20 protein-coding genes are annotated in these 23115 nt (G+C 60.8%); 10 read left to right on the top strand and 10 right to left on the bottom strand.

The features are described from left to right. Window positions 1-21: 21 nt before the first annotated feature. The 3 genes from ACM110_RS15655 (at window position 22) to ACM110_RS15645 (ending at window position 4034) form a co-directional block, all read left to right on the top strand. Window positions 22-528 (top strand): sigma-70 family RNA polymerase sigma factor, encoded by a 507-nt coding sequence (locus tag ACM110_RS15655; protein WP_416128486.1) that lies wholly within the window; start codon window positions 22-24, stop codon window positions 526-528. After that, window positions 525-1505: a FecR domain-containing protein gene (locus ACM110_RS15650; protein ID WP_416128485.1), complete on the top strand. Its 981-nt coding sequence runs from the start codon at window positions 525-527 to the stop codon at window positions 1503-1505. The genes ACM110_RS15655 and ACM110_RS15650 overlap by 4 nt, the downstream gene beginning before the upstream one ends. Window positions 1506-1592: 87 nt before the next feature. Next, window positions 1593-4034, top strand: coding sequence for a TonB-dependent siderophore receptor (locus ACM110_RS15645; protein WP_416128484.1), 2442 nt, complete (start codon window positions 1593-1595; stop codon window positions 4032-4034). A gap of 129 nt (window positions 4035-4163) precedes the next feature. On the opposite strand, the gene ACM110_RS15640 is transcribed toward ACM110_RS15645, so the two are convergent. Next, entirely contained in the window at window positions 4164-5264 is a 1101-nt protein-coding gene (locus ACM110_RS15640) for a polyamine ABC transporter substrate-binding protein (protein WP_416128483.1), read from the bottom strand. Window positions 5265-5618: 354 nt separating this feature from the next. Between ACM110_RS15640 and ACM110_RS15635 the strand changes: the two genes are divergently transcribed. Then, window positions 5619-7328: an amidase gene (locus ACM110_RS15635; RefSeq protein WP_416128482.1), complete on the top strand. Its 1710-nt coding sequence runs from the start codon at window positions 5619-5621 to the stop codon at window positions 7326-7328. 169 nt (window positions 7329-7497) lie between these two features. On the opposite strand, the gene ACM110_RS15630 is transcribed toward ACM110_RS15635, so the two are convergent. The 7 genes from ACM110_RS15630 to ACM110_RS15600 form a co-directional block, all read right to left on the bottom strand. Then, window positions 7498-8388 carry a transporter gene (locus tag ACM110_RS15630; protein WP_416128481.1) on the bottom strand — a complete coding sequence of 297 codons (891 nt, stop codon included), beginning with the start codon at window positions 8386-8388 and terminating at the stop codon, window positions 7498-7500. Between the two features lie 80 nt (window positions 8389-8468). Further along, window positions 8469-9530, bottom strand: coding sequence for an NADH:ubiquinone reductase (Na(+)-transporting) subunit F (locus ACM110_RS15625; RefSeq protein WP_416128480.1), 1062 nt, complete (start codon window positions 9528-9530; stop codon window positions 8469-8471). Between the two features lie 10 nt (window positions 9531-9540). Further along, window positions 9541-9900: a phenol hydroxylase subunit P4 gene (locus ACM110_RS15620; RefSeq protein WP_416128479.1), complete on the bottom strand. Its 360-nt coding sequence runs from the start codon at window positions 9898-9900 to the stop codon at window positions 9541-9543. A gap of 133 nt (window positions 9901-10033) precedes the next feature. Further along, window positions 10034-11578, bottom strand: coding sequence for an aromatic/alkene/methane monooxygenase hydroxylase/oxygenase subunit alpha (locus ACM110_RS15615; RefSeq protein WP_416128478.1), 1545 nt, complete (start codon window positions 11576-11578; stop codon window positions 10034-10036). Window positions 11579-11627: 49 nt separating this feature from the next. Continuing rightward, window positions 11628-11900: an MmoB/DmpM family protein gene (locus ACM110_RS15610; protein WP_338586240.1), complete on the bottom strand. Its 273-nt coding sequence runs from the start codon at window positions 11898-11900 to the stop codon at window positions 11628-11630. Then, window positions 11897-12892 (bottom strand): aromatic/alkene monooxygenase hydroxylase subunit beta, encoded by a 996-nt coding sequence (locus ACM110_RS15605; RefSeq protein ID WP_416128477.1) that lies wholly within the window; start codon window positions 12890-12892, stop codon window positions 11897-11899. The genes ACM110_RS15610 and ACM110_RS15605 overlap by 4 nt, the downstream gene beginning before the upstream one ends. 17 nt (window positions 12893-12909) lie before the next feature. Further along, window positions 12910-13191 (bottom strand): phenol hydroxylase subunit, encoded by a 282-nt coding sequence (locus ACM110_RS15600; protein WP_416128476.1) that lies wholly within the window; start codon window positions 13189-13191, stop codon window positions 12910-12912. Between the two features lie 381 nt (window positions 13192-13572). Here ACM110_RS15600 and ACM110_RS15595 point away from each other — a divergent pair, with 381 nt between their 5' ends. After that, window positions 13573-15276, top strand: coding sequence for a sigma 54-interacting transcriptional regulator (locus ACM110_RS15595; protein WP_416128475.1), 1704 nt, complete (start codon window positions 13573-13575; stop codon window positions 15274-15276). Between the two features lie 177 nt (window positions 15277-15453). On the opposite strand, the gene ACM110_RS15590 is transcribed toward ACM110_RS15595, so the two are convergent. After that, on the bottom strand, window positions 15454-16773 hold the full coding sequence (locus ACM110_RS15590) for an OprD family porin (protein ID WP_416128474.1): 1320 nt from the start codon (window positions 16771-16773) through the stop codon (window positions 15454-15456). A 378-nt stretch (window positions 16774-17151) separates the two neighbouring features. Between ACM110_RS15590 and ACM110_RS15585 the strand changes: the two genes are divergently transcribed. The 5 genes from ACM110_RS15585 (at window position 17152) to ACM110_RS15565 (ending at window position 21736) form a co-directional block, all read left to right on the top strand. Continuing rightward, the gene (locus tag ACM110_RS15585) at window positions 17152-17814 is read left to right on the top strand and encodes a glutathione S-transferase family protein (protein ID WP_416128473.1); all 663 of its coding nucleotides are present in this window, start codon (window positions 17152-17154) and stop codon (window positions 17812-17814) included. 137 nt (window positions 17815-17951) lie between these two features. Next, entirely contained in the window at window positions 17952-18206 is a 255-nt protein-coding gene (locus ACM110_RS15580) for a hypothetical protein (protein ID WP_416128472.1), read from the top strand. Window positions 18207-18407: 201 nt separating this feature from the next. Further along, window positions 18408-19784 (top strand): pyridoxal-phosphate dependent enzyme, encoded by a 1377-nt coding sequence (locus ACM110_RS15575; protein ID WP_416128471.1) that lies wholly within the window; start codon window positions 18408-18410, stop codon window positions 19782-19784. Further along, window positions 19781-20959, top strand: a complete 1179-nt coding sequence (locus tag ACM110_RS15570; RefSeq protein WP_416128470.1) for a trans-sulfuration enzyme family protein — start codon at window positions 19781-19783, stop codon at window positions 20957-20959. Before ACM110_RS15575 ends, ACM110_RS15570 begins: the two co-directional genes overlap by 4 nt. A gap of 282 nt (window positions 20960-21241) precedes the next feature. Further along, the gene (locus tag ACM110_RS15565; protein ID WP_416128469.1) at window positions 21242-21736 is read left to right on the top strand and encodes a PaaI family thioesterase; all 495 of its coding nucleotides are present in this window, start codon (window positions 21242-21244) and stop codon (window positions 21734-21736) included. 7 nt (window positions 21737-21743) lie between these two features. Here the strand turns inward: ACM110_RS15565 and ACM110_RS15560 are convergent, their stop codons facing one another. Beyond that, entirely contained in the window at window positions 21744-22916 is a 1173-nt protein-coding gene (locus tag ACM110_RS15560; RefSeq protein ID WP_338586494.1) for a DUF2252 domain-containing protein, read from the bottom strand. Window positions 22917-23115 lie beyond the last annotated feature (199 nt).

Genomic DNA, 23115 nt, shown 5'->3' with positions numbered 1-23115 from the left:
TAACATCTGGAAAGACAACCGGTGCAACCTCCCTCGACCAGCAAGCTGAGTTTCTTTTTCAGCGATCACCACCGTTGGCTGCTGCAGCATATCCAGCGTCGGCTGCGCAATCATGCGGATGCCGAGGACACTGCCGCCGATACGTTCTGCCAGATGTTGATGGCCCGGGTCGATCCCGACAGCATCGAACAACCTCGCGCGTACCTCTCGACCATCGCCCGTCGGCTCATCTTCGACCGGCATCGTCGGCGCAAACTGGAGATGGCGTATCTGGAACGCCTGTCTACCTTGCCCGAAATGGTGGCGCCTTCGCCGGAAGAGCAGTTGCAACTGATCGAAGCGCTGGTGGCCATTGATCGGGCACTGGATGGTTTGCCGATGGTGGTCAAGGCGACCTTCCTCTACAGCCAACTGGACGGCATGAGTTACGTGGCCATCGCCAGCAAGTTAAGCCTGTCGGAACGCACGGTCAGCCGCTACATGAAACAAGCGTTGCGCCAGTGCTATCTGAGCGAGATGACACCATGAGCACGCCGCGCCTGGACCCTGTCAGCGAGCAGGCCATCGACTGGATGGTGCGTCTGCGCGCCGGTACGCCCACCGCCGCGATGCAGGAACGTTTCAATGCCTGGTTGGCCATGGACCCTGCGCACGCCCAGGCTTGGGCACGCTTGCAGGAACGCCTCGGTGGTTCGTTCAATACGGTTCGTGCCCTCGACCGACGCTTGCCGGGCCAGAGCGAGCACGCCCGCCAGATTCTCTTGCAACCTCACGCTTCGCGGCGTGATGCGCTGCGGGTGATCGCCGGTCTTGGTCTGCTTGGAGGCGGTTTGTGGATGGGTGCGCGCAGCCCGCTGGGCGACTCCCTGCTTGCCGATCTGCACACCGGGCGCGGGCAATGCGAAAGTTTCAATCTGGCCGACGGCAGCCGCCTGAGCCTGAACGCCGACAGCGCGGTGGATCTGCATTTCGACGACCAGCAACGGCTGGTCATCCTGCGTCGTGGCGAGTTGGTCATTCAGGTGGCGCCCGATCCCCGACGCCCCCTGCGCGTGCGCACCGCCCAGGGCGAAGTGCGCGCATTGGGCACGCGTTTCCTGGTGTCCCAGGAGCAAGACGCCAGTCGCGTGGTTGTGCTGGAACATTCCGTCGAAGCCAGCCTTTTTGACGGCACTCAACGTGTCCTGCAGGAAGGCGAATCGGCCCTGCTCTACGCGCGGCGCATCGAACCTGTCAGTGGCGATCAGCAACATCGCGCCGACTGGCTCAGCGGCCGTCTCAACGTGCTGGACGAGCCGCTGGAAAATGTCGTGCAAGCCTTGCGTCCCTACAGCCGTGGATTTGTGCGCGTATCCCCTGAAGTCCGCGACTTGCGGGTCCAGGGCGTATTTCCCCTCAATGACCCCGCCCGGACATTCGCGGCGCTAGCGGAAACCCTGCCGATCCGGATCGATCACTACAGTCCGTGGCTGACGTTGATCCGGGCAAAAACACCCAAACAATAATTTTTTTTGAAAATGACTCTTATTTGTGTCCGGTTTTCATTTCTCATCCCACCTATCTCCTGACACTTACACCTTCAGGAGAATGCTGTGTTCAACCCGTGGTCCCACTCGCTTTCCGTCGCCGTTGCCCTGGCAACCCTGGCCGGCCCTGCTCTGGCGCAGGCGCAAACCCTGCCCTTCAACCTGCCCGCCGGCCCGCTCGCCAGCACGCTGAATGCCATCGCCAGCCAGAGCGGGCACATCGTCTCGCTGGAGCCTTCGCTGGTGCAGGGTAAACAGGCACCGGCGGTCATCGGCCAGCTGTCCCCTGAAGAAGCCATGCAAAAAGCGCTGAGCGGCAGCGGCCTGCAACTGCGTGTGACCGAACAGGGCAACTTCAGCGTCGAGCCGGCCACGACCAACACCGCTGCGCTGCAACTGGGCGCGACCAACATCATCGAAAACAGTGCTGACGCCACCACCGAAGGCTCGGGTTCTTACGCGGCCAAAGCGGTGACGATCGGCAAGGGCACCCATACCCTCAAGGAAATTCCGCAGTCGGTCACCGTCATGACCCGCAAACAGATGGACGACCAGAACCTGGTCGACCTCAAGGATGCGGTCAACCAGACCACCGGCCTGGTCGGTGTTCAGGGCGTCGGCAAAGGCCTGATTGTGACCTCGCGCGGTTTCCAGATCGATGACTGGCAATACGACGGCGTGCCGATCCCGCGCAACACCTATGCGTTGGGTAACTGGGCCACACAGGACCTGATTTTCTTCGATCGCATGGAAGTGCTGCGCGGTGCGTCCGGCCTGCTTCAAGGCACCGGCAGCCCCGGCGGCGCGATCAACCTGGTACGCAAGCGCGGCCAGAACGCCCCGACCGTGACGGTCACCGGCAAGGCCGGCTCCTGGGATCACTACGGCATGCAAGTGGATGCCGGCGGTCCGCTGAACCAGACCGGCACCGTGCGTGGCCGCTTCGTTGCCGACGAGGACCAGAGCCAATCCTTCATCGACTACGAATGGAGCAAGACCCACTCGTTGTACGGCGCACTGGACATCGATCTGCGTGAAGACACCACCCTGGGCCTGGCGGTCAGTCAATCCAATGGCGAATCGCGCCCTATGATCCGCGGTCTGCCGCGCTATGCCGACGGTTCACCGGTCGATGTGTCGCGCTCAACCTACACCGGCGCGCGCTGGAACCATTCGGACATCGATGTCACCACGCTCTATGCCGATCTCGAACACCGCTTCAACGACGACTGGGCTTTCAAGGTCGGCGCCGTGCGCATGACCGAAGACAACAAGGCGAAAAACCAGCGCGTGCAAAGTGCCGGCGATGGTCTGGAAGCCGATGGCAGCGGCGTGCAATACGCCGACTTCGTGACGGATTTCGACTCGACCAAGATCGGTCTGGACATGAACCTCATCGGCCACTTCGACGCCTTGTCCATGCAGCACGAAGTGATGCTGGGCGGTAACTATTCGAAGTACACCTCGGACGACCGCCTCGCCCGTACCTTCAACGACAGCACCGACACGATCTTCGGCATCGACCACAACCGCCCGGAAATCAGCTACGACAGTTTGATCAATACCGCTGGTGGTCGTGGTACGCCGAGTAAATACGATATCCGCCAAAAAGGTCTGTACGGCAGTTGGCGAGTCAAGCCGATCGAACCGTTGACCCTGGTGCTCGGCTCGCGAGTGAGCTGGTACGACTACAGCTACAAGTCATGGACCCAGCTCTCGTTCAGTGACGTTGCCACCGCCAATCCGGAAAGCACCGCCAACGAAACCGGAGAAGTCACGCCCTACGCCGGGATCGTCTACGACCTGAACCGCGAATGGGCGGTGTACGCCAGCTACACCGACGTGTTCGAACCGCAGACCGTGCGCGACTCGAGCGGCTCGGTGCTCAAACCGGTAATCGGCAGCAACTACGAAATCGGCCTCAAAGGTGAGTTGATGGATGGCCGGGTCAACACGTCCCTGGCCGTGTTCCGTTACGACCAGGAAAACCGCGCGGTCAACGACCTGGCTTCGGGTTTCGCCTGCGACGGTAGGTACTGCTCGACGGCATCCGGCAAGGTTCGCAGCCAGGGGATCGATGCCGAGATCAGCGGCGAAGTGCTCACCGGCCTGCAACTGTTTGCCGGCTATACCTACAACACCACCAAGTACCTGGATGACCCGGTTAACGAAGGCAAAGTCTTCAGCACCTGGACGCCTAAACACATGCTACGGGTCTGGAGCGATTACCAGTTCAGCGGCGACTGGAGTCGCGTCAGCACCGGCCTGGGCTTCACCACTCAAAGCCATACGCTAGGCTATGAACACACCTTTGACGTACCGGGTTACACCGTGTGGAACGCGCGGGTCGGCTACCAGCTCACGCCGGAAATCGGCCTGGCGCTGAACGCCAACAACCTGTTCGACAAGCATTACTACACGGCGGGCTACAACCAGCTCGACGGCAACAACAACTTCGGCGATCCGCGCAATGTGATGTTCAGCGTGAAGTACACGCCGGAGTTTTGAGGCTAAACACAAATCCCCCTGTAGGAGCGAGCCTGCTCGCGATAGCGGTCTGTCATTCAAATCATCATTGAATGCCAGGCCCTCATCGCGAGCAGGCTCCCTCCTACAGGGGATCGGTGTTCTCAGGTCTTACTTGTCCGACTTGATCGCCGTCCACACCCGCGTCCGCACCCGCTCAAGCTTCTGTGGCAACGGCTGCACGACATAAAGGGTGGCCAGTGCCTCGCTGGTCGGCGTCAGGTTGGGGTTGCCGGTGATGTCCTTGTTGATCAACGACAGCGAGTCCTTGTTGGCATTCGGATAGCCGAGGAAGTCGCTGATCGGCGCGATCACTTTCGGGTCCATCAAGTTGTTGAGGAACTCGTTGGCTTCTTCAACGTTCTTCGCGCTTTTCGGAATGGCGAAAGTGTCAAACCAGATCGGCGCGCCCTCCTTCGGCAAGCGCCAATCCACCACCACGCCGTTGCCCGCCTCTTTGGCGCGGTTGCCGAACTGGTAGAAGCTGCCGGAGTAACCGATAGCCACGCAGATATCACCGTTGGCGATGTCGGTCATGTACTTGGCCGAATTGAAGTAGGTGACGTAAGGCCGGATCTTCAGCATCAATGCCTTGGCTTTTTCGTAGTCATCCGGGTTCTGGCTGTTCGGGTCCAGCCCCAGGTAATGCAGGGCCAGCGGCAGGATTTCCGAAGGCGAATCGAGCATCGCTACGCCGCAGGACTTCAGCTTTGCCATGTTCTCGGGCTTGAACACCAGGTCCCAACTGTCCACCGGTGCATTCTCGCCGAGCGCTGCCTTGACCTTCGCCGGGTTGAAACCGATCAACACGGTGCCGTACATGTAAGGCACGCCGTACTGGTTGCCGGGGTCGTTGGCGTCGAGCAGCTTGAGCAGCGCCGGGTCCTGATGCTTCCAGTTAGGCAGCTTGGACTTGTCGAGTTTCTGGAACACACCGGCCTTGATCTGGGTTTCGATGAACTGATTCGATGGCACCACCAGGTCGTAACCCGAGTTGCCGGTCAGCAACTTGGCTTCCAGCGATTCATTGGTGTCGAAGGTGTCCCAGGTCACTTTGATGCCGGTTTGCGTGGCGAAGTCCTTGGGCACGGACGGCAGGATGTAGTCCGCCCAGTTGTAGACCCTCAACTCGCGCTGTTCGGCGTGCACCGCGCTGGCCAGCAGCGTCAGCCCACAAACCGTGGCGCCCAGAATGCGTTTCATAGTGTCCATGGATCAGTTCCCCAATGTCGGCTCGTTGGTTTTTTTAGTGTCTGTACACGGCAGTGGCCCTGGAAATGGCCAGGGGCAAGGAAGCAAAGATCTGGTTTTGGATGCGATCGGTGCTGACGAATCAGCAATCCGGTTTCGATTCTTGCTGACAGGCTAGACGGTTCCCAGCGTGTGACCGGCCAAAAGGGGATCGATATGGCCATTATCCGTGTCCGGATGTATCGGCAAGGGCGGCGCCCTGCCCCGCCTTAGTGCAAAATACGCAGCCAAGGTTGAAATCCGGATTCCGTCGCGCAAGGCTGCGCAACGAGTTCCGTTATGAAATCCATTTTTGAGAGAGCCGGTGGTAACCGCATGATTGAAGTCACTGAAGTTTCCATTGCCCAATTGCGCGCTGCGCTCGAATCCGGCCAGACCACATCGGTTGAGCTGGTCCAGGCCTATCTCGCGCGGATCGACGCCTACGACGGCGCCGACACCCCAACCGCCTTGAATGCAGTGGTGGTGCGCAACCCGGATGCGCTCAAGGAAGCGCAGGCCTGCGATGCCCGTCGGGCCAAAGGCGAGACGCTGGGGCCGCTCGATGGCATCCCTTACACGGCCAAAGACAGTTACCTGGTCAAGGGGCTCACCGCTGCTTCGGGCAGTCCCGCTTTCAAAGATCTGGTCGCCTACCGCGATGCATTCACCATCGAACGGCTGCGTGGTGCCGGCGCCATTTGCCTGGGCAAGACCAACATGCCGCCCATGGCCAACGGCGGCATGCAGCGCGGGGTCTACGGCCGTGCCGAGAGCCCGTACAACGCCGGTTACCTCACTGCGCCGTTCGCCTCGGGTTCATCCAACGGTGCAGGAACGGCCACCGCGGCCAGTTTCGCGGCCTTCGGTCTGGCCGAAGAAACCTGGTCGAGCGGTCGCGGCCCGGCGTCGAACAACGGTTTGTGCGCCTACACGCCTTCGCGCGGGGTGATCTCGGTGCGCGGCAACTGGCCGCTGACGCCGACCATGGATGTGGTGGTTCCGTTTGCCCGGACCATGGCCGACCTGCTCGAAGTACTCGATGTGGTGGTCGCTGAAGATACCGATACGCGAGGCGATCTGTGGCGCCTGCAACCCTGGGTGCCGATTCCAAGCGTCGCCTCGGTGCGCCCCGCTTCCTATTTAGAGCTGGCGGCAAAACCCGATGCCCTGGCCGGTAAACGCCTCGGCGTGCCGCGCATGTACATCAACGCTGACGCGGAAGCGGGTACTTCGCAAGCACCGGGCATCGGTGGCCCGACAGGTCAACGCATCAACACGCGCCCCTCGGTTATTGACCTTTGGAATCAAGCGCGCAAAGCACTCGAAGCCGCCGGTGCCGAAGTGGTCGAAGTCGATTTCCCGCTGGTGTCCAATTGCGAAGGCGATCGTCCCGGTGCGCCGACCGTGTTCAATCGCGGGATCGTCTCCAAGGAATTCCTCCATCACGAGTTGTGGGATCTGACGGCGTGGGCGTTCGATGATTTCCTGCAGGCCAACGGCGATCCGAAACTGAACCGTCTGGTCGACGTCGACGGCCCGCTGATTTTCCCTCACGACCCCGGCACGCTGCCCAACCGCGAAGGCGATCTGGCTGCTGGGATGGACGAGTACGTGAAGATGGCCGAGCGCGGCATCACGCCGTGGGACCAGATCAGCACCGTACCCGATGGTCTGCGTGGGCTTGAGCAAACGCGCAAGCTCGATCTGGAAGACTGGATGGATCGGCTCGGCCTGGACGCGGTGCTGTTCCCGACCGTCGCCGACGTTGGCCCGGCGGATGCCGACGTCAATCCGGCGTCTGCGGACATCGCCTGGAGCAATGGGGTTTGGGTGGCCAACGGCAACCTTGCCATCCGGCACCTGGGCGTGCCCACGGTCACGGTGCCAATGGGTGTGATGGCGGACATCGGCATGCCGGTCGGCCTGACCTTCGCCGGCCGCGCCTATGACGACTCGGCGCTGCTGCGTTTTGCGGCAGCGTTCGAGGCGACGGGGAGCAAGCGATTGATTCCGCCGCGTACTCCGCCGTTGGCTGGCAACTAACCCAATGTAGGAGCCGAGCTTGCTCCGGGCGGCGTTCCGACGATGGCGGTGTGTCAGTCGCCATCGATGTTGGATGTGCTTGCCCGCGATGGCGGTGTTTCAGTCGCCATCGATCTTGGATGTGATGGCTTCATCGCGAGCAAGCTCGGCTCCTACAGGGTTTTTGGTGTCAGAACGGCACTGTCAGTTTCATCCAGTACGCATTCCCCTGAGCCCGGTTGCGCACTTCGGTTTCCTGCTCCCATTTGCCGGTGACGAACCAGCCGTTCTTGCTGGTGTATTTGATCGATGGCCCGATGGCCAGCGCTCGTCCCTTGTTGTCTTCGATGGTCTCGCCGTTCTGGCGGTCGTCGGTGGTTTGTCGGTAGTAGTAACCGCCGACACCCAACACCCAACCATTGCCCAACCCCCAGCCGACGGCATAGTCGACATGAAATTCCTGGCCCGAACGGTAGTCGGTCGCCGGGTTTTCGCGGTTGAAGTCGTACATGATCTTCGCATCGACGTTGAGCCCGTTCGGGTCGACGTAGGTGATGGCGTAGACCGGTTCGATCACCCAGTAATTGCGCCCGGTGTTGGCCAGGTCGCCGCGATCGTAACGACCGGTCGGGGCGATCATGTCCAGCGAGAGGATGCTGTGGAATTTTTCGCTGTGGTGGAAGCCCAGCGCCGAGCCGAAGATCACGTCACCCAAGCCTTGTTTGTTTTGCGACTGGCCGTTGAGCTCAACCTTGAGGTCCACCAACGGCACGATCGCGTGAAGTGCCACGCTGGCACCGAACAAGGTGTAATCGCTGACCCAGATCAGTCGCGGAGTGATGGCGTTGGCGCGCACGCGAAAATCCACCGGGAGTTTCTTGCCGTCGTTGCCGCGCAGGTTGTCGGCTTCGTAATGGGTGACGAACAGTTGCCCGTAAAACCCCGGCGGCGGCATCGCCCCGGACATGTAGTTTTCCGCGCCCAGCGGATAGGACGTGCCGCCGCCTTCGGTGGCGTGCACGGACAACGACGCGGTAACAGCAGTAGCGATCACCAGCAGGTTTTGCAGTCGACGAGTCATTCAGTTCAACCTTTATTGTTGTTATGGGTCAGGCACACCTCGCCCTATCGGCAGATCGAGAAGGCGGGTTTACAGGTCAATCAGATGCGTTTGAACAACGCTGAACGCTGGGTGCTTTCACCACCGTCGGCGGCGCTGTAGAAGCGTTCCATGAAGATGTCGCGCTCAAACAACCGCCCTTGCATCAGGCAGGTGATGGCTGAATCGATCATCACCGGCGGTCCACACAGGTAGGCCTTGCGGTTGCTGAAGCGGCCGTCGAAATGCTGTTTCGCGGCGTCATGCACATAGCCCTTGAACCCTGTCCATTCAAGGTCCTCGACCGCCTGACTGAGGGCCGGCACATAGGTGAAGTTGGCGTGGTCCCGGGCCAGCGCTTCGAACAGTTCGCGGTTGTACAGTTCGCCACGGTTACGCGCGCCCTGGAACAGCACGATCTGCCGGTTATCGCCAGCCTCCAGCAGGTCGAGAATCATCGATTGCGGGCTCGACAACCCGGAGCCGCCAGCGATGAAGATCAGATCACCGCTCTGCGAACCACGGACGAAAAACTGCCCGTACGGCCCAGACAATTCCACCGTATCGCCGACCTTCAAATCATCGTGAATCTTGCCGGTGGCCAGCCCGCCGTCGACCCGCCGCACGTGCAGTTCGACTTCATCGGCACGGCTCGGTGGATTGGCCAGCGAAAACGCCCGCGTGCCTTCGACGCCGGGCAGTTGCAGGTTGATGTACTGCCCGGCCTGGAACGCCATGGGCCGGTCGAGCTTGAGGTGCACACCCTTGATGGTCGGCGACAGGTCGACCAAGGCGCTGACCACCGCGCGGTAGTCCTCCACCGGATGGCCGAGGAAGTCCGGGTCGGCATCGATGTCGGCCTCGATCACCATGTCGCTTTGCGGGATCGCACAGCAGGCCAACACCTTGCCTTCATCGCGCTCCATGTCCATCAGCGCAAAGGACGAGGCCGCGCCAAGATCGGCTTCGCCCTCCAGCACCTGGACCTTACAGGTGGCGCAGGTGCCGTGGCCGCAGGCAAACGGCAACCAGACGCCCTGGCGCAATGCGGCCTGAAGAATGGTCTGCCCTTCTTCCACTTCGATCTGTTCGCCAGTGGGTTCAATGGTGACTTGGTAGCTCATCGCCGTGTCCTCAGTTGAAGCTGCCGGCAATGCCGTTCAAGCCAGGGGTGTTGAGGTGCAGCAGGCTCTTGTGATCGATGCCGTTGGCGATCAGGCTCGCTGTGTTGTCCGGGGTGAACGGCTGATCGTTGAGGCGCCACAATGCCTGGCTGAAATCGACTTGCGGCGCATCCGGGTGCTGGGCAATCGAAGGCTTGACCACTTGTTCGATGAAGTCGCCGAACGGCATGGCCGGTGGCAGTGGAAAGGTGAACGGCGCGCAGAACATCAGGTGTTTTTCCCAGCACAGGTACACCAGTTGCAGGCCATGAAAGTTCTCCTGGCGGTCCAGGGGTTGGGCGTCGTAGGCGCCGATGGCGGTCACGGGCATGATGGTTTTCCTTATTGTTGTCGGTGGACTGTAGGAGCGCAGCTTGCTGGCGATGGCGGTGTACCAGTCACCGAAAAGGGTGGCTGGTCTGGCCTCATCGCGAGCAAGCTCGCTCCCACAGTGATACGTGGCGTTAGCTGGCCTTCAGCAGATCCGGGTCAGGTGCGCTGTTGCGATCGTTCGGGTGCCAGTCCTGCCAGCGTCGGTGCTCGGTGGAGCCGAGATATTCGAAGTTGTCCTGGCCGGGATTGATGTTGTAGTAGTCGCGCACTACCGACTCGACATCGCCGCCACCGCAGTTGCCCTGCAGGATCTGGTGCACCGGCAGCCAGGCCTGGATGTACTTGGTCGGCTCGTACTCGAAAATGTCGCAGCAACCCTGGGAGCAGAAGTGATAGCGCTCGCCTTCGTGCTCGGCGCTGCGATGGCTGAGGGTGGTCTGGTCGTCCGGCTCGCCGAACGACAGCGGGATCTGGCAGATCTGGCACAGCATCGGCAGGGTCGGGTTGTAGAAACGCTCGCCCTTCTCTTGCAGCGCACGCCAGTGTTCGAAGCGCGGGCGGTAGATCTTGTCGAAGGTGTCGGGATATTTGGACGACAGCCAGTCCAGCTCCTCGTCGGTGGGCATCCAGGTGTGGAAGTTGGTCGCCTGGCTGTATTGGTAGAAGATCGACCAGGCCTGGTGGCTGACGTGATCCTTGGCGATGTTCGCCTCTTCGACGTGCTTGGGCGGACGGATGCCGTAGCGTTCCAGGTCCTTGAACAGCGCCCCGCCCGCCTCTTCGAAATACACGCCCCAGGCTTCGGACCAGGACATGACTTTGTTCGGCAGCATGTAGTCCATCATCATTCCCACCAGCGTCAGCAGGCGGTAGCCGCGCCAGAACCACTTGTCGATCCAGCGCTGGATGATCGGCACGTTGTCTTCGTGCTGCTCCAGCAGAAACTTGATCACTTCCAGGCCCAGGGTCATGTGCCGCGCTTCGTCGGACTGTGCCGAGAAGCCGAAGGTGACCGTGGCCATGTCGCCGTTGAACGCCGCGCCGGACATGAACGGCACGAACAACAGGTTGGTCAGCACGTACTCGAACGAGAACGAGATTGCCGTGAGGAACTCGAACGGCCCCGCCGTGCGTGCATCCTCGAAGAACGACTTGGGCACCGAGAGGAACCACACGCGGTCGTGCATATGCGCGAAATCATGCAGGCCATTGAAGTGCTTGTTGTAGTGACTCATCGCGTGAATCTGGGTCTGCACGTGACGCAGTTCGTCGATGGCCTGCATCTGGCAAGCAATGCGCGCACCGGCACCGCTGAACTGCCGGCCGACCCGGGCGAAACCCTGATACGCCTGATACTCCAGCGGCGTGACACCGGACAGGAACAGCTTCAGCGCGTTGACATAGCGGGCGTCCGACAGCGTGGTATGACCGTTGTTTTGCGAGAACGCATCGAAGATCGCGTAGAGCTTTTTCTCTTTCTCGGCCTGGTACTTCCAGTAGGTGTCCATGGTCAGCCGGAACGGGTCTTCCCACTTGTCCCAGTCGGTGATCTTGATCCCTTCGAAGCGCTCGTGCGGGTAGATGTCCTCGTGAGTCTGGTAGCTGGGTTCCCAGTCCAGGTCACGGGTCATGCAGCGGTATTTGTCTTTGGCATTGAGGCGTTTTTTCACGGCCATGATGGCGCTCCCGAATTCTTGTTATGGATCGAACGGCGGTCGGTTCCGATCAGCTGTTCCAGTACAGGGAAAAGCTGTCGTCCTCTTCCACGACGTTGCCGCCCAGGGTGATCACGTACATCAGCATTTCCTGGATGTCCCAGACGCTGCCGGTGAGTTGCTCCACCGTTTCCCGGCGGATGTCGAGACGGCCCTCGGCCTCGATGCGGATCATCGATGGCTGGTGCTGGATCTCGGCGTGGGGGTTGTCCTGGACAATCGCGTCGACGATCGAACGCGCGTAGTCGGTGTCCTGCAGGTTCATGTAAACGAGGGAAGTCATGCGCGTTCTCCTGCCAGGCCAAGTTTCTTCAGGCGTGCGCTGAATTCGGTGCAGACGCCATCCAGTGCGGACGCATCGAGGCCCATCGCCGCCAAGGGCCGCAGCGCCTCGACGGAACGGGCACTCCAGTGATCGACCCAGCCTTGCACCCGTGCCTTGTTGGCCGTGCTTTCGTTGACCACTGTTTTGAGCAGCGCATCGACCCAGCGCTGGCTTTCGGCAAACCACAGGCGCATGAACTCGGTCAGCATGCCGACCTGGCCGGCGCCGTTGGCCGACAGTTGTTCGTCGAGTTTGTGGAACAGCAACGGGTACACCAGGCCATCACTGACCAGGTTCTGCGCCACGGTCAATTCGAACCAGTCACGCACCACCAGCGTGTCCTCGACATAGCGACGCATGCCTTGCCACGCCGCATCGCTGAGCCACTGCTGTTTGGCCTGGGCCAGCAGCAACACGTCGCCGTCATCGAGCATCAGGCCGATCCGCGACAGGTACTGGGCGATGCCGAGGCGGTCCATGGCCTGGAACATGTGCATCTGCGTGACGCTGGTGCCGAAGCCGTCGGCGGCGATGTTGCTGTTGTTCATGTTGGCGCCCATCTCGGCGTGGCGCAGGGGCAACAGTAGCTTGCTGATCAGTTGGACATTCGCCGCAGACAGGCCGGCAAGCATGTCGCGCTTCTCGCAGAACGCGTAATCATGCTCGGCGTTTTCCTGCATCTTGGCCCGAGCCTGGACGTAGGCGCCGTAGTAGTACTGGCGCGGGTCGCTGACCGCGTACCAGTCGGCCATGACCACCGCCGTGCGGGTAGCATCGTTGAGCAGTTTGTCCGGCTGCCACAGCGGCCGGTAATGAAAATTGGTCGCCGACTCCAGGTCGAAACTGGCTTCCTGATAACGGCTGGCCACCTTGTCGCCAAACCGGCGACGGGTGTGGCTGAAGGTATTGCGGATCGTCTCGACGGTGGTCGTCTTGATCTCGACACTCATGGAGTGGACTCCTGTGGTTATTGTTCTGTCGGGTGTTGATCGGCCTGGTCGGCGTCGCGGGTTTCGCCGTAACGCCACTTGCGCGCATCGGCGTCGAGGGCCGCGCACATCTGCGCGTCCATGTGCTGCACCCGGTTGTTTTCGCAGAACTGGCGGAACGCCTGGCGCGGCAAAACCAGCTCGACAAACAGGTCGGGAAAACCGATGGCGAAATCGAATTCGACGAAGGTGTCGTCAGGTCCACTGCGGACACGGATGTAGCGCGGCATTTGATCGAATGGGCTGGCGGGCTGGCTCATGCTCGGGTACTCCCTTGTTATGTTCGGGGTACGGAGCAACAAGGGTGCCAGTGCTGCAAAATCGGCTTAAATTATTTTTATTCGTTTAAAAACATATAGTTAGATTCTGTTATGCGTTGCAGCCGGGCGACCAGGACAGCGTTGGCAGACAGGCCAGCGGACCGGCCAATTGATCATTTGCTCAATTGTCTTCAAGCCCTTTGAGCAAATGACCAATCATTCGGCGATTGACATTTCGCTCGGTTTCAGGCCGCTTAGAAAAAGGAAAACCGACCTTGCCTTGCCTGAAAAACACCGGTCGCCAGGATGCGTAAACAAACCGCCATAGCCTGAGCGGAACGCATCTCCATCCCCAACATAACTACAATCGGGGCGCACTGAATGATCACCACGTACAAGGCTTCCCAGCACCCGCCGTCGCTCAAGGACCTGAGCGACCAGGTTCGCTTTCACGGGACCGAGGGCAAAATCTGGCTGGACGAACAACGCATGTTGTTGATCCAGGTGTCGATGATGGCGTCGTGCAGACGCGAGCTGATCGAAATGCTTGGCGTCGAACGCGCCAAAGGGTTTTTCATGCGCCTGGGCTATCAGTCCGGGCTCAAGGACGCCGAACTGGCGCGCAAACTTCGGCCCCAGGGCAGCGACCTGGAGATGTTCTTCACCGGCCCGCAACTGCACTCGCTCAAGGGCATGGTCAACGTCCGCCCACAGGCAATCGACATCGATCTGGCGAACGGGCAGTTCTACGCCGACATCGAGTGGCAGGACTCTTTCGAGGTGGAAAACTGCCAGACCGAAAACCTGCATTCCGAACAACCGGTGTGCTGGATGCTGCTCGGCTATGCCATCAGCTACAGCTCGTTTTTCCTCGGTCGGCAGATCATCTACAAGGAAGTCAGCTGCCGCGGTTGCGGCGATGCCGAGTGCCGGATCATCGGCAAGCCCGCCGAGCAATGGGACGATGCCGAAGAGATCATGCGTTACTTCCAGAGCGACCCGATCATCGATGAACTGCAAGCGCTGCAAGTGCAAGTGGCCAACATGCGCCAGCGTCTGCAGATCGAGGCCGGCAAGTTCTACGGCATCGGCCAGTCGGCGATCTACCGCCGAACCTGCTCGCTGATCGACAAAGTGGCGCTGGGCAAGGCTTCGGTGTTGCTGCTGGGCGAAACCGGCGTGGGCAAGGAAGTCATCGCCCGCAGCCTGCATTTGCGCAGTGAGCGGGCCGGTGGACCTTTCATCGCGCTGAACTGCGCCGCCATCCCGCCGGACCTGATCGAAGCCGAGCTGTTCGGCGTGGAAAAAGGCGCCTACACCGGCGCCCAACAGTCGCGCATGGGCCGCTTCGAACGGGCCAACGGTGGCTCCTTGTTTCTCGATGAAATCGTTGAATTGACCCCGCGCGCGCAAGCCTCGCTGCTGCGGGTTTTGCAGGAGCAGGAGTTGGAACGCGTCGGTGATTCGCAGACCCGCAAAGTCGATGTGCGGGTCATCACGGCGACCCATGAAGACCTGGAAAACGCGGTCAAGCAAGGACGTTTTCGCGCCGACCTGTTCTATCGCCTGAACGTGTTTCCGGTGCGAATTCCGGCCCTGCGTGAGCGTCGTGAAGACATCCCGTTGCTGATCGAACACTTCCTGGAAAAACTGCACGCCAGCTACCGGAAAAAGACCCTCGGCCTGTCCGACCGGGCCTTGCAGATGTGCCTGAACTACGACTGGCCCGGCAACATCCGCGAGCTGGAAAACCTGATGGAACGGGGCGTGATCATCACCGACGAGAACCAGAGCATCACCGTCGACGCCCTCTTCCCGCATTCGCCGCAGATGGCCGAAAGCATTGGTTTGGCCAGTGACGGGCGGTTGGTGAAATCGACGCCCACGCCGGGCCAGAACTGGATCGACACGATCATCGACAGCGGTATCGCGCTGGATTCGGTGGAAGACGCGCTGATTCACGCAGCCATGGAACGCAGCCAACAGAACGTCTCCGAAGCGGCCCGCCTGCTGGGCATGACCCGCCCGGCGCTGGCGTATCGCCTGAAAAAATCACCTGCGGATGCGTCTTCGTCCAAAGATTGATGTTTTGGGCAATACCTGTGGCCACAGATCTGTATGCGACGGTGGTCCTGTGGGAGCGGGTTTACCCGCGATGGCGGCGTGTCAGCCACCGTTGATGTTGGAGGTAATGGCCTCATCGCGGGCAAGCCCGCTCCCACAAGGTTTTGTAGTGTTCAAAGCCCTACACGGTCCCTGGCATCACAACAACGGAATCGCATAGTTGATGATGAAACGACTCTGATCCACATCACGCCCCGCGTCAGTGTTCGACTGGCCGTTGCGCAACGAGAAGCCGACGTTCTTGAACGTGCCCGACTGAATCACGTAGTCCAGGGTCATGTCGCGTTCCCATTCGGACTGGTCCCCGGCGTTCTGCACTTTGATGTCGGTGCCCTTCAGGTACACGATCGACGCTTTCAGCCCCGGTACGCCCAGTGCAGCGAAGTCGTAGGTGTACTGACCGAAACGGGTCTGCTCTCCGGCGCGGGTGAAGCTCTGGATCATGCGGTCGGTGGGCAGGTAGACGCTGCCGCCACCGGCGCCTTTATCCGGCAGGCTGCCCTGGTTGGGCTGGACGAAGTTGCTGCCATCGCCGACCTGCTGATATCCAACCGTGACCGCATGCCCGACATTGGCATAAGTGATCATTGCGGCCCAGGTGTTGTTGTCGATTTCACCGTTGTTGTCTTCGGTGTAACCCGATGCTCGATAGCCCTGCGCACGGCCAGCGGCGGAGCTGTTGGCGCCGGTCGATGTGGTGCGGAAATAACGCAGGTCGGTGGTGATCGAACTGGCGCTGTCGATTGGCAGCAGGTGAGTCAGGCCGAAGAAGTTCTGGTTGTAGAAATCCTCCAACTGCGCGAAGTAATACTGGGCCTTGAGCGTCTTGGTGACCTCGTAGTCGCCCCCGGCGAAATAGAACTTGTTGCTATCCCGAGTGGCGCCGGCCACCGACAATCCGGTGCGATCCGTCGAGGCGCGCCCCACGGCCTGCTCCAGCAAACCGCTGGTCAGGGTCAGGCCATCGATGTCTTTCGAGGTGATCTGGGTGCCGGTGAATGACTGCGGCAACACACGGGCATCGTTAGAGATCAGGATTGGCAGTTTTGGCAGCAATGTGCCGTAGCGCAACTCGGTTTTACCCAGGCGCATTTTCGCGGTCGGGCCGAAACTGCTCCAGGAATTGGCCGCATCGTCGCCGTCACTCGGGATCATGCCGCTGCCGACGTGGCGCCCGCGTCCGCTGTCCAGCGTCACCCCGAGCAATGCCTGGGCATCGAGCCCGAAACCGACCGTGCCTTGGGTAAAACCGGACTCGTAGCGCAGCACGAAACCCTGTGCGGTCTCTTCGGTTTTCGAAGGGTCTGCTGCCCCGTCGCGGTTGTCGCTGTTGAAGTACAAGGTACGCATCGACAGCGTGGCTTTACTGTCTTCGAGAAAACCGTGGCTGTCGGCGGCCTGCGCACATAAGGAACTGGTGGCCATGAGGATGGCGGTGGGGATTGCTCGGTTGAACATACGGTGCTCCTGGGTGAATTCTTGTTTTTTTAGGTACTGCCGCCCATTCACAGGCGCGCAAAATCACCCGCCCGATGGATGACCATCAGCATCAGTACGTCGAAGCGGCGGGTGGAAAATCAGAGCGGCCAGCGCCACTCGAAAGGGTCACGTCGAATGAATCGTGAAACTCTTAAAACATTTCGAGGCGCGATTATCAAACGAGGTGAAAGTAGTTTTCGTGCAGGGATAAGGGTTGTCGCACAGAGGTACGGCCAAGCGCGGTATTTGAAAATCCACCCTGCGGGTTTTCATCGATTTTGCCTCTCGTCTCGAACATCGCAGGGTGTCGAGCGATGGTCGATACTGCATTTCACCCCCTGTACCGAAGAGCTAAAAATGCCTCTGACCCTGTACTACCATCCGCTGTCGTCGTACTGCCACAAAGTGCTGGTCGCACTTTACGAATACGCCATCGAATTCGAACCCAGGATCATCGATCTCTCCAGCGACGCCGATCGGGCAGAACTGCAAGCACTGTGGCCGCTCTGCAAGTTCCCGGTCATCCGTGACCAGAGAAACCCGCAGGGCCTGGCAGAGTCGAGCATCATCATCGAATACCTGGACCGCTTCTACGCCGGACAACATTGCCTGCTGCCCAGTGATTGGGATACGGCGTTGCAGGTTCGTCTGTGGGACCGTTTTTTCGACCTGCACGTCCAGACGCCGATGCAACAGATCGTCGCTGATCGCTTGTTCGCCACCAACGGCGACCTGAGCAAACAACGCGCCAGCCTGTTGACCGCCTACGGCATGCTCGACCGTCAGCTAGCCTCGCGAACCTGGGTGGCCAGCCCGGACTTCAGCCTGGCCGATTGTGCCGCCACCCCGGCGCTGTTTTATGCCAGCACCCTCGTGCCTTTCCCCGACGATTGCCGGCACTTGAGCGCGTACTTCGAACGTTTGACCCAACGTCCGTCGGTGCAACGCGTCATCGACGAAGCCAAACCTTGGTTTTCTTTCTATCCGTATGCCGAGGCCATCCCGGAGCGGTTTCGCTAGCCGCATTATCGACGCTGCCGACTGTTGGCCCGCGCCTTGCTTTGGCTGAATTCGCCGGGGGATGTTCACACGCATCCCCAGTGGCGCAATCGGCTTCGGAGGTGGTCATGGCGGGGGAAACAACGCTGACAGTTTTGATGGCTACGCTGGCAGCCATCGTGATCGTCATGGTGGCGGTATCCGCGGCGGCAGCGGCGGCCATGGTGACCGCAGCCACGCTCACTGCCATCGGCATTGCAGAACGGGTCATGCCGGATATCCAACCCCTGGCGGCCCTGGCCCTCACGCCGCCCCAGGCCATGCTCATGGCCACCCTGCAAGCCGGGAGCCTGTCGACCATCACCGAGCTCATGCAACAGGTCAATCTGGCCATGATCATGGCCACTCTCTAGGCACATCTTTCACCCGCGACACTCCCCATAAAGCCAACCATTCACAGGGAATTTCCCCAATGTCGGGGGTACTTTCGCGCGGATGGTTGCGAGTGCGGCGATCAAGGCCTATGGTCCAGACGATGCATTGCCGCGACCGGTACAAAAACTCATCGCCGGTTTCTGGCCTCCCACCGAGGATCCACGCAGCGAGGTGACGACATGCCGAACGAGTCCCGCCCTGCCGTGCTCGAACTGATCGGCAATACGCCACTGGTGCGTGTCAGCCGTTTCGATACCGGCCCCTGTACCTTGTTTCTCAAGCTCGAATCACAGAACCCCGGCGGTTCCATCAAGGACCGCATCGGCCTGGCGATGATCGACGAGGCCGAGCGCGATGGTCGCCTCAAGCCCGGCGGCACCATCGTCGAAGCCACCGCCGGCAACACCGGCCTGGGTCTGGCGCTAGTCGGCCGCGCCAAGGGCTATCGGGTGGTGCTGGTGGTGCCGGACAAAATGTCCACGGAAAAAGTCCTGCACCTCAAGGCCATGGGCGCTGAAGTGCACATCACCCGCTCCGATGTCGGCAAGGGCCACCCTGATTATTACCAGGACGTCGCCGGGCGCCTCGCCGCAGAAATTCCCGACGCCTTCTTCGCCGACCAGTTCAACAATCCGGCCAACCCGCTGGCCCACGAATGCAGCACCGCGCCGGAGATCTGGGCGCAGACCCAACATGATGTAGACGCGATTGTCGTCGGCGTCGGCTCCGCCGGTACGCTGACCGGGTTGACCCGATTCTTCAAACGCGTGCAACCAAACCTGGAAATGGTGCTGGCCGACCCGGTCGGTTCGGTGATGGCTGAATACAGCCGCAGCGGCGCCCTCGGCACGCCCGGTTCCTGGGCGGTGGAAGGCATCGGCGAAGACTTCATTCCGTCGATTGCCGACCTGTCCAGCGTGCGCCACGCCTACTCCATCAGCGACGAAGAAAGCTTCGACCACGCCCGCCAGTTGCTGCGCGCCGAAGGCATTCTCGGCGGCTCGTCGACCGGCACCCTGCTCGCCGCCGCGCTGCGTTACTGCCGCGAGCAAACCGAGCCGAAACGGGTGGTCAGCTTCGTCTGCGACACCGGCACCCGTTACCTGTCGAAGGTCTACAACGATCAATGGATGAGCGATCAGGGCCTGCTGCAAAGCAAGCGCTACGGCGATTTGCGCGACCTGATCGCCCGGCGTTTCGAGGATGGCCGGGTGATCAGCGTCGGCCCGGACGACACCCTGCTCACCGCGTTCCAGCGCATGCGCCTGGCGGACGTATCGCAACTGCCGGTGCTGGTGAATGGGCAGCAACTGGTGGGTGTGATCGACGAATCCGACATCCTGCTGGGCGTGCAGAAAGGCGCTTCGCACTTTCGCATGACAGTCACCAGCGCGATGACCGACAAACTGCAAACCCTGCCGCCCGACGCCAGCCTGGCGCAACTGGAAGCGGTGCTCGACCTCGGGCTGGTGGCGATCATCAAAGACGCCTCCGGCTTCCACGGCCTGATAACCCGGGTCGACATGCTCAATCATTTACGGAGATCCCTTGCATGAGTCAGCACGATAAAAATGCCGCGCCACACGGCTTCGCAACCCGGGTGATCCACGCGGGACAAACGCCAGACCCTTCCACCGGCGCGCTGATGCCGCCGATCTATGCCAACTCGACCTATTTGCAACAGAGCCCCGGCGTGCACAAAGGCCTCGACTACGGGCGCTCGCACAACCCGACACGCTGGGCGCTGGAGCGCTGCGTGGCGGATCTTGAAGGCGGCACCCAGGCCTTTGCCTTCGCCTCGGGACTGGCGACGATCTCCACCGTGCTCGAACTGCTCGACGCCGGCTCGCACATCGTTTCGGGCAATGATCTATATGGCGGCACCTTCCGCCTGTTCGACAAGGTGCGTCAGCGCAGCGCCGGACACCGTTTCAGTTTCGTCGACCTGACCGACCCGGCCGCCTTCGAAGCTGCGTTGCAGGACGACACCCGCATGGTCATGGTCGAAACGCCGAGCAATCCCCTGCTGCGCCTAACCGACCTCGCCGCCATCGCCCGCACCTGCCGCGACCGCGGGATCATCTGCGTGGCTGACAATACCTTCGCCAGCCCATGGATTCAGCGTCCACTGGAGCTGGGTTTCGACATCGTGCTGCACTCGACCACCAAGTATTTGAACGGCCACTCCGACGTGATCGGCGGCATCGCCGTGGTCGGCCAGAATGCGGAACTGGCCGAACGCCTGGGCTTCCTGCAAAACGCGGTAGGCGCCATCGCCGGGCCGTTCGACGCCTTCCTCACCCTGCGCGGCGTGAAGACCCTCGCACTGCGCATGGAGCGCCATTGCAGCAACGCGCTGGACCTCGCGCAATGGCTGGAACGTCAGCCGCAAGTGGCGCGCGTCTACTACCCTGGCCTGCCCTCGCACCCGCAACACGAATTGGCGCGCAAGCAAATGCGCGGCTTCGGCGGGATGATCTCGGTCGACCTCAACACCGACCTGGCCGGCTCCAGACGCTTCCTTGAAAACGTGCAGATCTTCGCCCTGGCCGAAAGCCTCGGCGGCGTGGAAAGCCTGATCGAACACCCGGCCATCATGACCCACGCCACCATCCCCGCCGACACCCGCGCAGAACTGGGCATCGGCGATGCGTTGGTGCGGCTGTCTGTCGGGGTCGAGGACGTGGAAGACCTGCGCGCAGATCTGGCGCAGGCATTGGCACGGATTTAGGCTCACCGCAAAACCCTGTAGGAGTGAGCCTGCTCGCGATGAGGCCGGCACATGCACCATCGATGTCGCCTGACACACCGCCATCGCGAGCAGGCTCGCTCCCACAATAGATTTGTGCTGGCCACAAATGCCGTGACCACCGCAAAACCCTTGTGGGAGCTAGCCTGCTAGCGATGAGGCCAGCACATCCAACATCGATGGCGACTGACACATCGCCATCGCGAGCAGGCTAGCTCCCACAGGTATTACACCAAGACTTACATTTTTCCGGATCATCAAGACATGTCCAACCTCCAAACCTCCCTGCAAGACACCGCCGCCCCCGACGGCGTTTGCTACGGCTGCGGCAGCAGCAATCCCCACGGGCTGCACATCAAGAGCCATTGGCATGAAGACGGCGTGCACGTCGTCGCCGAGCACGTGCCCGATCCCATGTACTGCGGCTGGCCGGATCTGGTCTACGGCGGCTTGATCGCGATGCTGGTCGACTGCCATTCCAACTGGGCGGCCATGGCCTATCACTACCGGGCGGAAAACCGCGAAGTCACCAGTCTGCCGCGCATCAACTGCGTCACCGGCAACCTTGGCATCAAGTTCATCAAACCGACGCCCATGGGTGTTCCGTTGATCCTGCGGGCGAAAGTCGAAGGCGAAGTCGGGCGCAAGACCCGCGTCATCTGCGAGGTGTTCGCCGGGGACGTGCTGACGGCGGTCGGCGACTCGGTGTTTGTCCGGGTCGATACCAGTCAACTGGCAAACGCGGCTCACGGCCGCTAAGCGTTCCTCATTCTTCTTCCATCAGCGCTGTGATCCGCCCGGACCTCTCCGCGGCCAGCAGCGCTGCATAGTCCTTGGCATTCTGATCGGCATAGGCCACGGCAAACTTGCCGATGGCCTGGTCGAACGAATCCGTTTTCCCCAGATAACCGCTGATGAGCGCCGCATCCCCGGACTTGGCATGGGCACGGGCCAACGTCTGGCCGCACCATTCGGCGTAGCGCTTCAAGCGCGCCGCCGTAATGCCTTCGATGGGTGCCGACATTTTCATGTCGCGCAACTGGCGAACAAAAAAGTGCCGGCCATTCTGGCCGCGTGTCCAGCCCAGAAAAATGTCGCTTGAGGACTGCATCAACCGTTGCCCGGTGACCACGCGCTGTCCCTGATTATCGAATTCGCTCTTGCCCGCGTAAGGCGCCAGCACCGAAGGACAAGCCTCTTTGAATTGCAGAAGCAACGGATGGTTTTCCGCAGAGAAGAACAGACCGACAAAACAATAGGTCCCGACACTGCCGATCCCGACCGCTTTGACCGCAATGTCCTCAAGACGATAACGATCAAACAGCACACGCCGTTCATGGGGTAACGACAGTCGATAATCCTGCAGCGCCTCACGGGCGCGCTGCACAAAGTTCTGTTCATCCACGTGATAAAGAATCGGTGGCTGGTCGATCAATCGGCGACGCCCCGCCACTTCGCTGCTGATCTTGGGATAGAGGTAATCGCCGACTCGCAGCCGGGCCTTGGCCATCACTTGCTCGCGAAATTTTTTGACTTCGGCGTTGGGCGCCATGTCGATGATTGTCTGGGCATCCAGGCGTTCATACCAGACCTCCAGCGGGCTCAACTTGGACAACTTGCGCAGGCGTTCGCGGTAAGCACGCACGCATTCCATGGCGGTGGCCGCTGCCGCTTTGTCGCTGATCCGGTTGTCCCGCGCCGCCACCACAAAACTGATCGCCAGGCGTTTTACATCCCATTCCCAAGGCGCGGGCAGGGTTTCGTCGAAGTCATTGATGTCAAAAATCAGATTGCGCTCGGGCGTGGCGAACAACCCGAAATTCAACAGGTGACAGTCGCCGCAGGCCTGCACCTCGATCCCTGTGGTTGGCGTCTTGGCCAGGTCATGGGCCATCAATCCCGCCGAACCGCGCAAAAAAGTGAAGGGGCTGCGCAACATACGGCCGTAGCGCACGGGCACGAGATTGGGCAGCCGATAGCGGTTGGACTCTTCCAGCAGATCAATCGGGTCGCGGTGTTTACGCGGCGGTTTCCAGGTGGCGTGCAGCGAGTGCGGCACGCTCTCGCGTAATCGCTCACCCGCACTCATGCGCTCCTTGCGCGAACGAAAGACCGCTTCCTCGATGGCGACGGCGAAC

Source organism: Pseudomonas sp. NFX98 (genome assembly GCF_047784845.1).
In the GTDB taxonomy this organism is placed as follows: Bacteria; Pseudomonadota; Gammaproteobacteria; order Pseudomonadales; family Pseudomonadaceae; genus Aquipseudomonas.
Note: the sequence above shows the minus strand (reverse complement) of the source record. Positions and strands in the feature narration are given on the sequence as shown.

Excerpts from the sequence above, each read along its gene's own strand:
- ACM110_RS15600 (WP_416128476.1), bottom strand. The coding sequence starts at position 13,191 with ATGAGCCAGCCCGCCAGCCCATTCGATCAAATGCCGCGCTACATCCGT.
- ACM110_RS15615 (WP_416128478.1), bottom strand. The coding sequence starts at position 11,578 with ATGGCCGTGAAAAAACGCCTCAATGCCAAAGACAAATACCGCTGCATG.
- ACM110_RS15570 (WP_416128470.1), top strand. The coding sequence starts at position 19,781 with ATGAGTCAGCACGATAAAAATGCCGCGCCACACGGCTTCGCAACCCGG.
- ACM110_RS15610 (WP_338586240.1), bottom strand. The coding sequence starts at position 11,900 with ATGACTTCCCTCGTTTACATGAACCTGCAGGACACCGACTACGCGCGT.
- ACM110_RS15565 (WP_416128469.1), top strand. The coding sequence starts at position 21,242 with ATGTCCAACCTCCAAACCTCCCTGCAAGACACCGCCGCCCCCGACGGC.
- ACM110_RS15595 (WP_416128475.1), top strand. The coding sequence starts at position 13,573 with ATGATCACCACGTACAAGGCTTCCCAGCACCCGCCGTCGCTCAAGGAC.
- ACM110_RS15590 (WP_416128474.1), bottom strand. The coding sequence starts at position 16,773 with ATGTTCAACCGAGCAATCCCCACCGCCATCCTCATGGCCACCAGTTCC.
- ACM110_RS15625 (WP_416128480.1), bottom strand. The coding sequence starts at position 9,530 with ATGAGCTACCAAGTCACCATTGAACCCACTGGCGAACAGATCGAAGTG.
- ACM110_RS15630 (WP_416128481.1), bottom strand. The coding sequence starts at position 8,388 with ATGACTCGTCGACTGCAAAACCTGCTGGTGATCGCTACTGCTGTTACC.
- ACM110_RS15575 (WP_416128471.1), top strand. The coding sequence starts at position 18,408 with ATGCCGAACGAGTCCCGCCCTGCCGTGCTCGAACTGATCGGCAATACG.
- ACM110_RS15560 (WP_338586494.1), bottom strand. The coding sequence starts at position 22,916 with ATGTTGCGCAGCCCCTTCACTTTTTTGCGCGGTTCGGCGGGATTGATG.
- ACM110_RS15580 (WP_416128472.1), top strand. The coding sequence starts at position 17,952 with ATGGCTACGCTGGCAGCCATCGTGATCGTCATGGTGGCGGTATCCGCG.
- ACM110_RS15650 (WP_416128485.1), top strand. The coding sequence starts at position 525 with ATGAGCACGCCGCGCCTGGACCCTGTCAGCGAGCAGGCCATCGACTGG.
- ACM110_RS15640 (WP_416128483.1), bottom strand. The coding sequence starts at position 5,264 with ATGGACACTATGAAACGCATTCTGGGCGCCACGGTTTGTGGGCTGACG.
- ACM110_RS15635 (WP_416128482.1), top strand. The coding sequence starts at position 5,619 with ATGATTGAAGTCACTGAAGTTTCCATTGCCCAATTGCGCGCTGCGCTC.
- ACM110_RS15585 (WP_416128473.1), top strand. The coding sequence starts at position 17,152 with ATGCCTCTGACCCTGTACTACCATCCGCTGTCGTCGTACTGCCACAAA.
- ACM110_RS15620 (WP_416128479.1), bottom strand. The coding sequence starts at position 9,900 with ATGCCCGTGACCGCCATCGGCGCCTACGACGCCCAACCCCTGGACCGC.
- ACM110_RS15605 (WP_416128477.1), bottom strand. The coding sequence starts at position 12,892 with ATGAGTGTCGAGATCAAGACGACCACCGTCGAGACGATCCGCAATACC.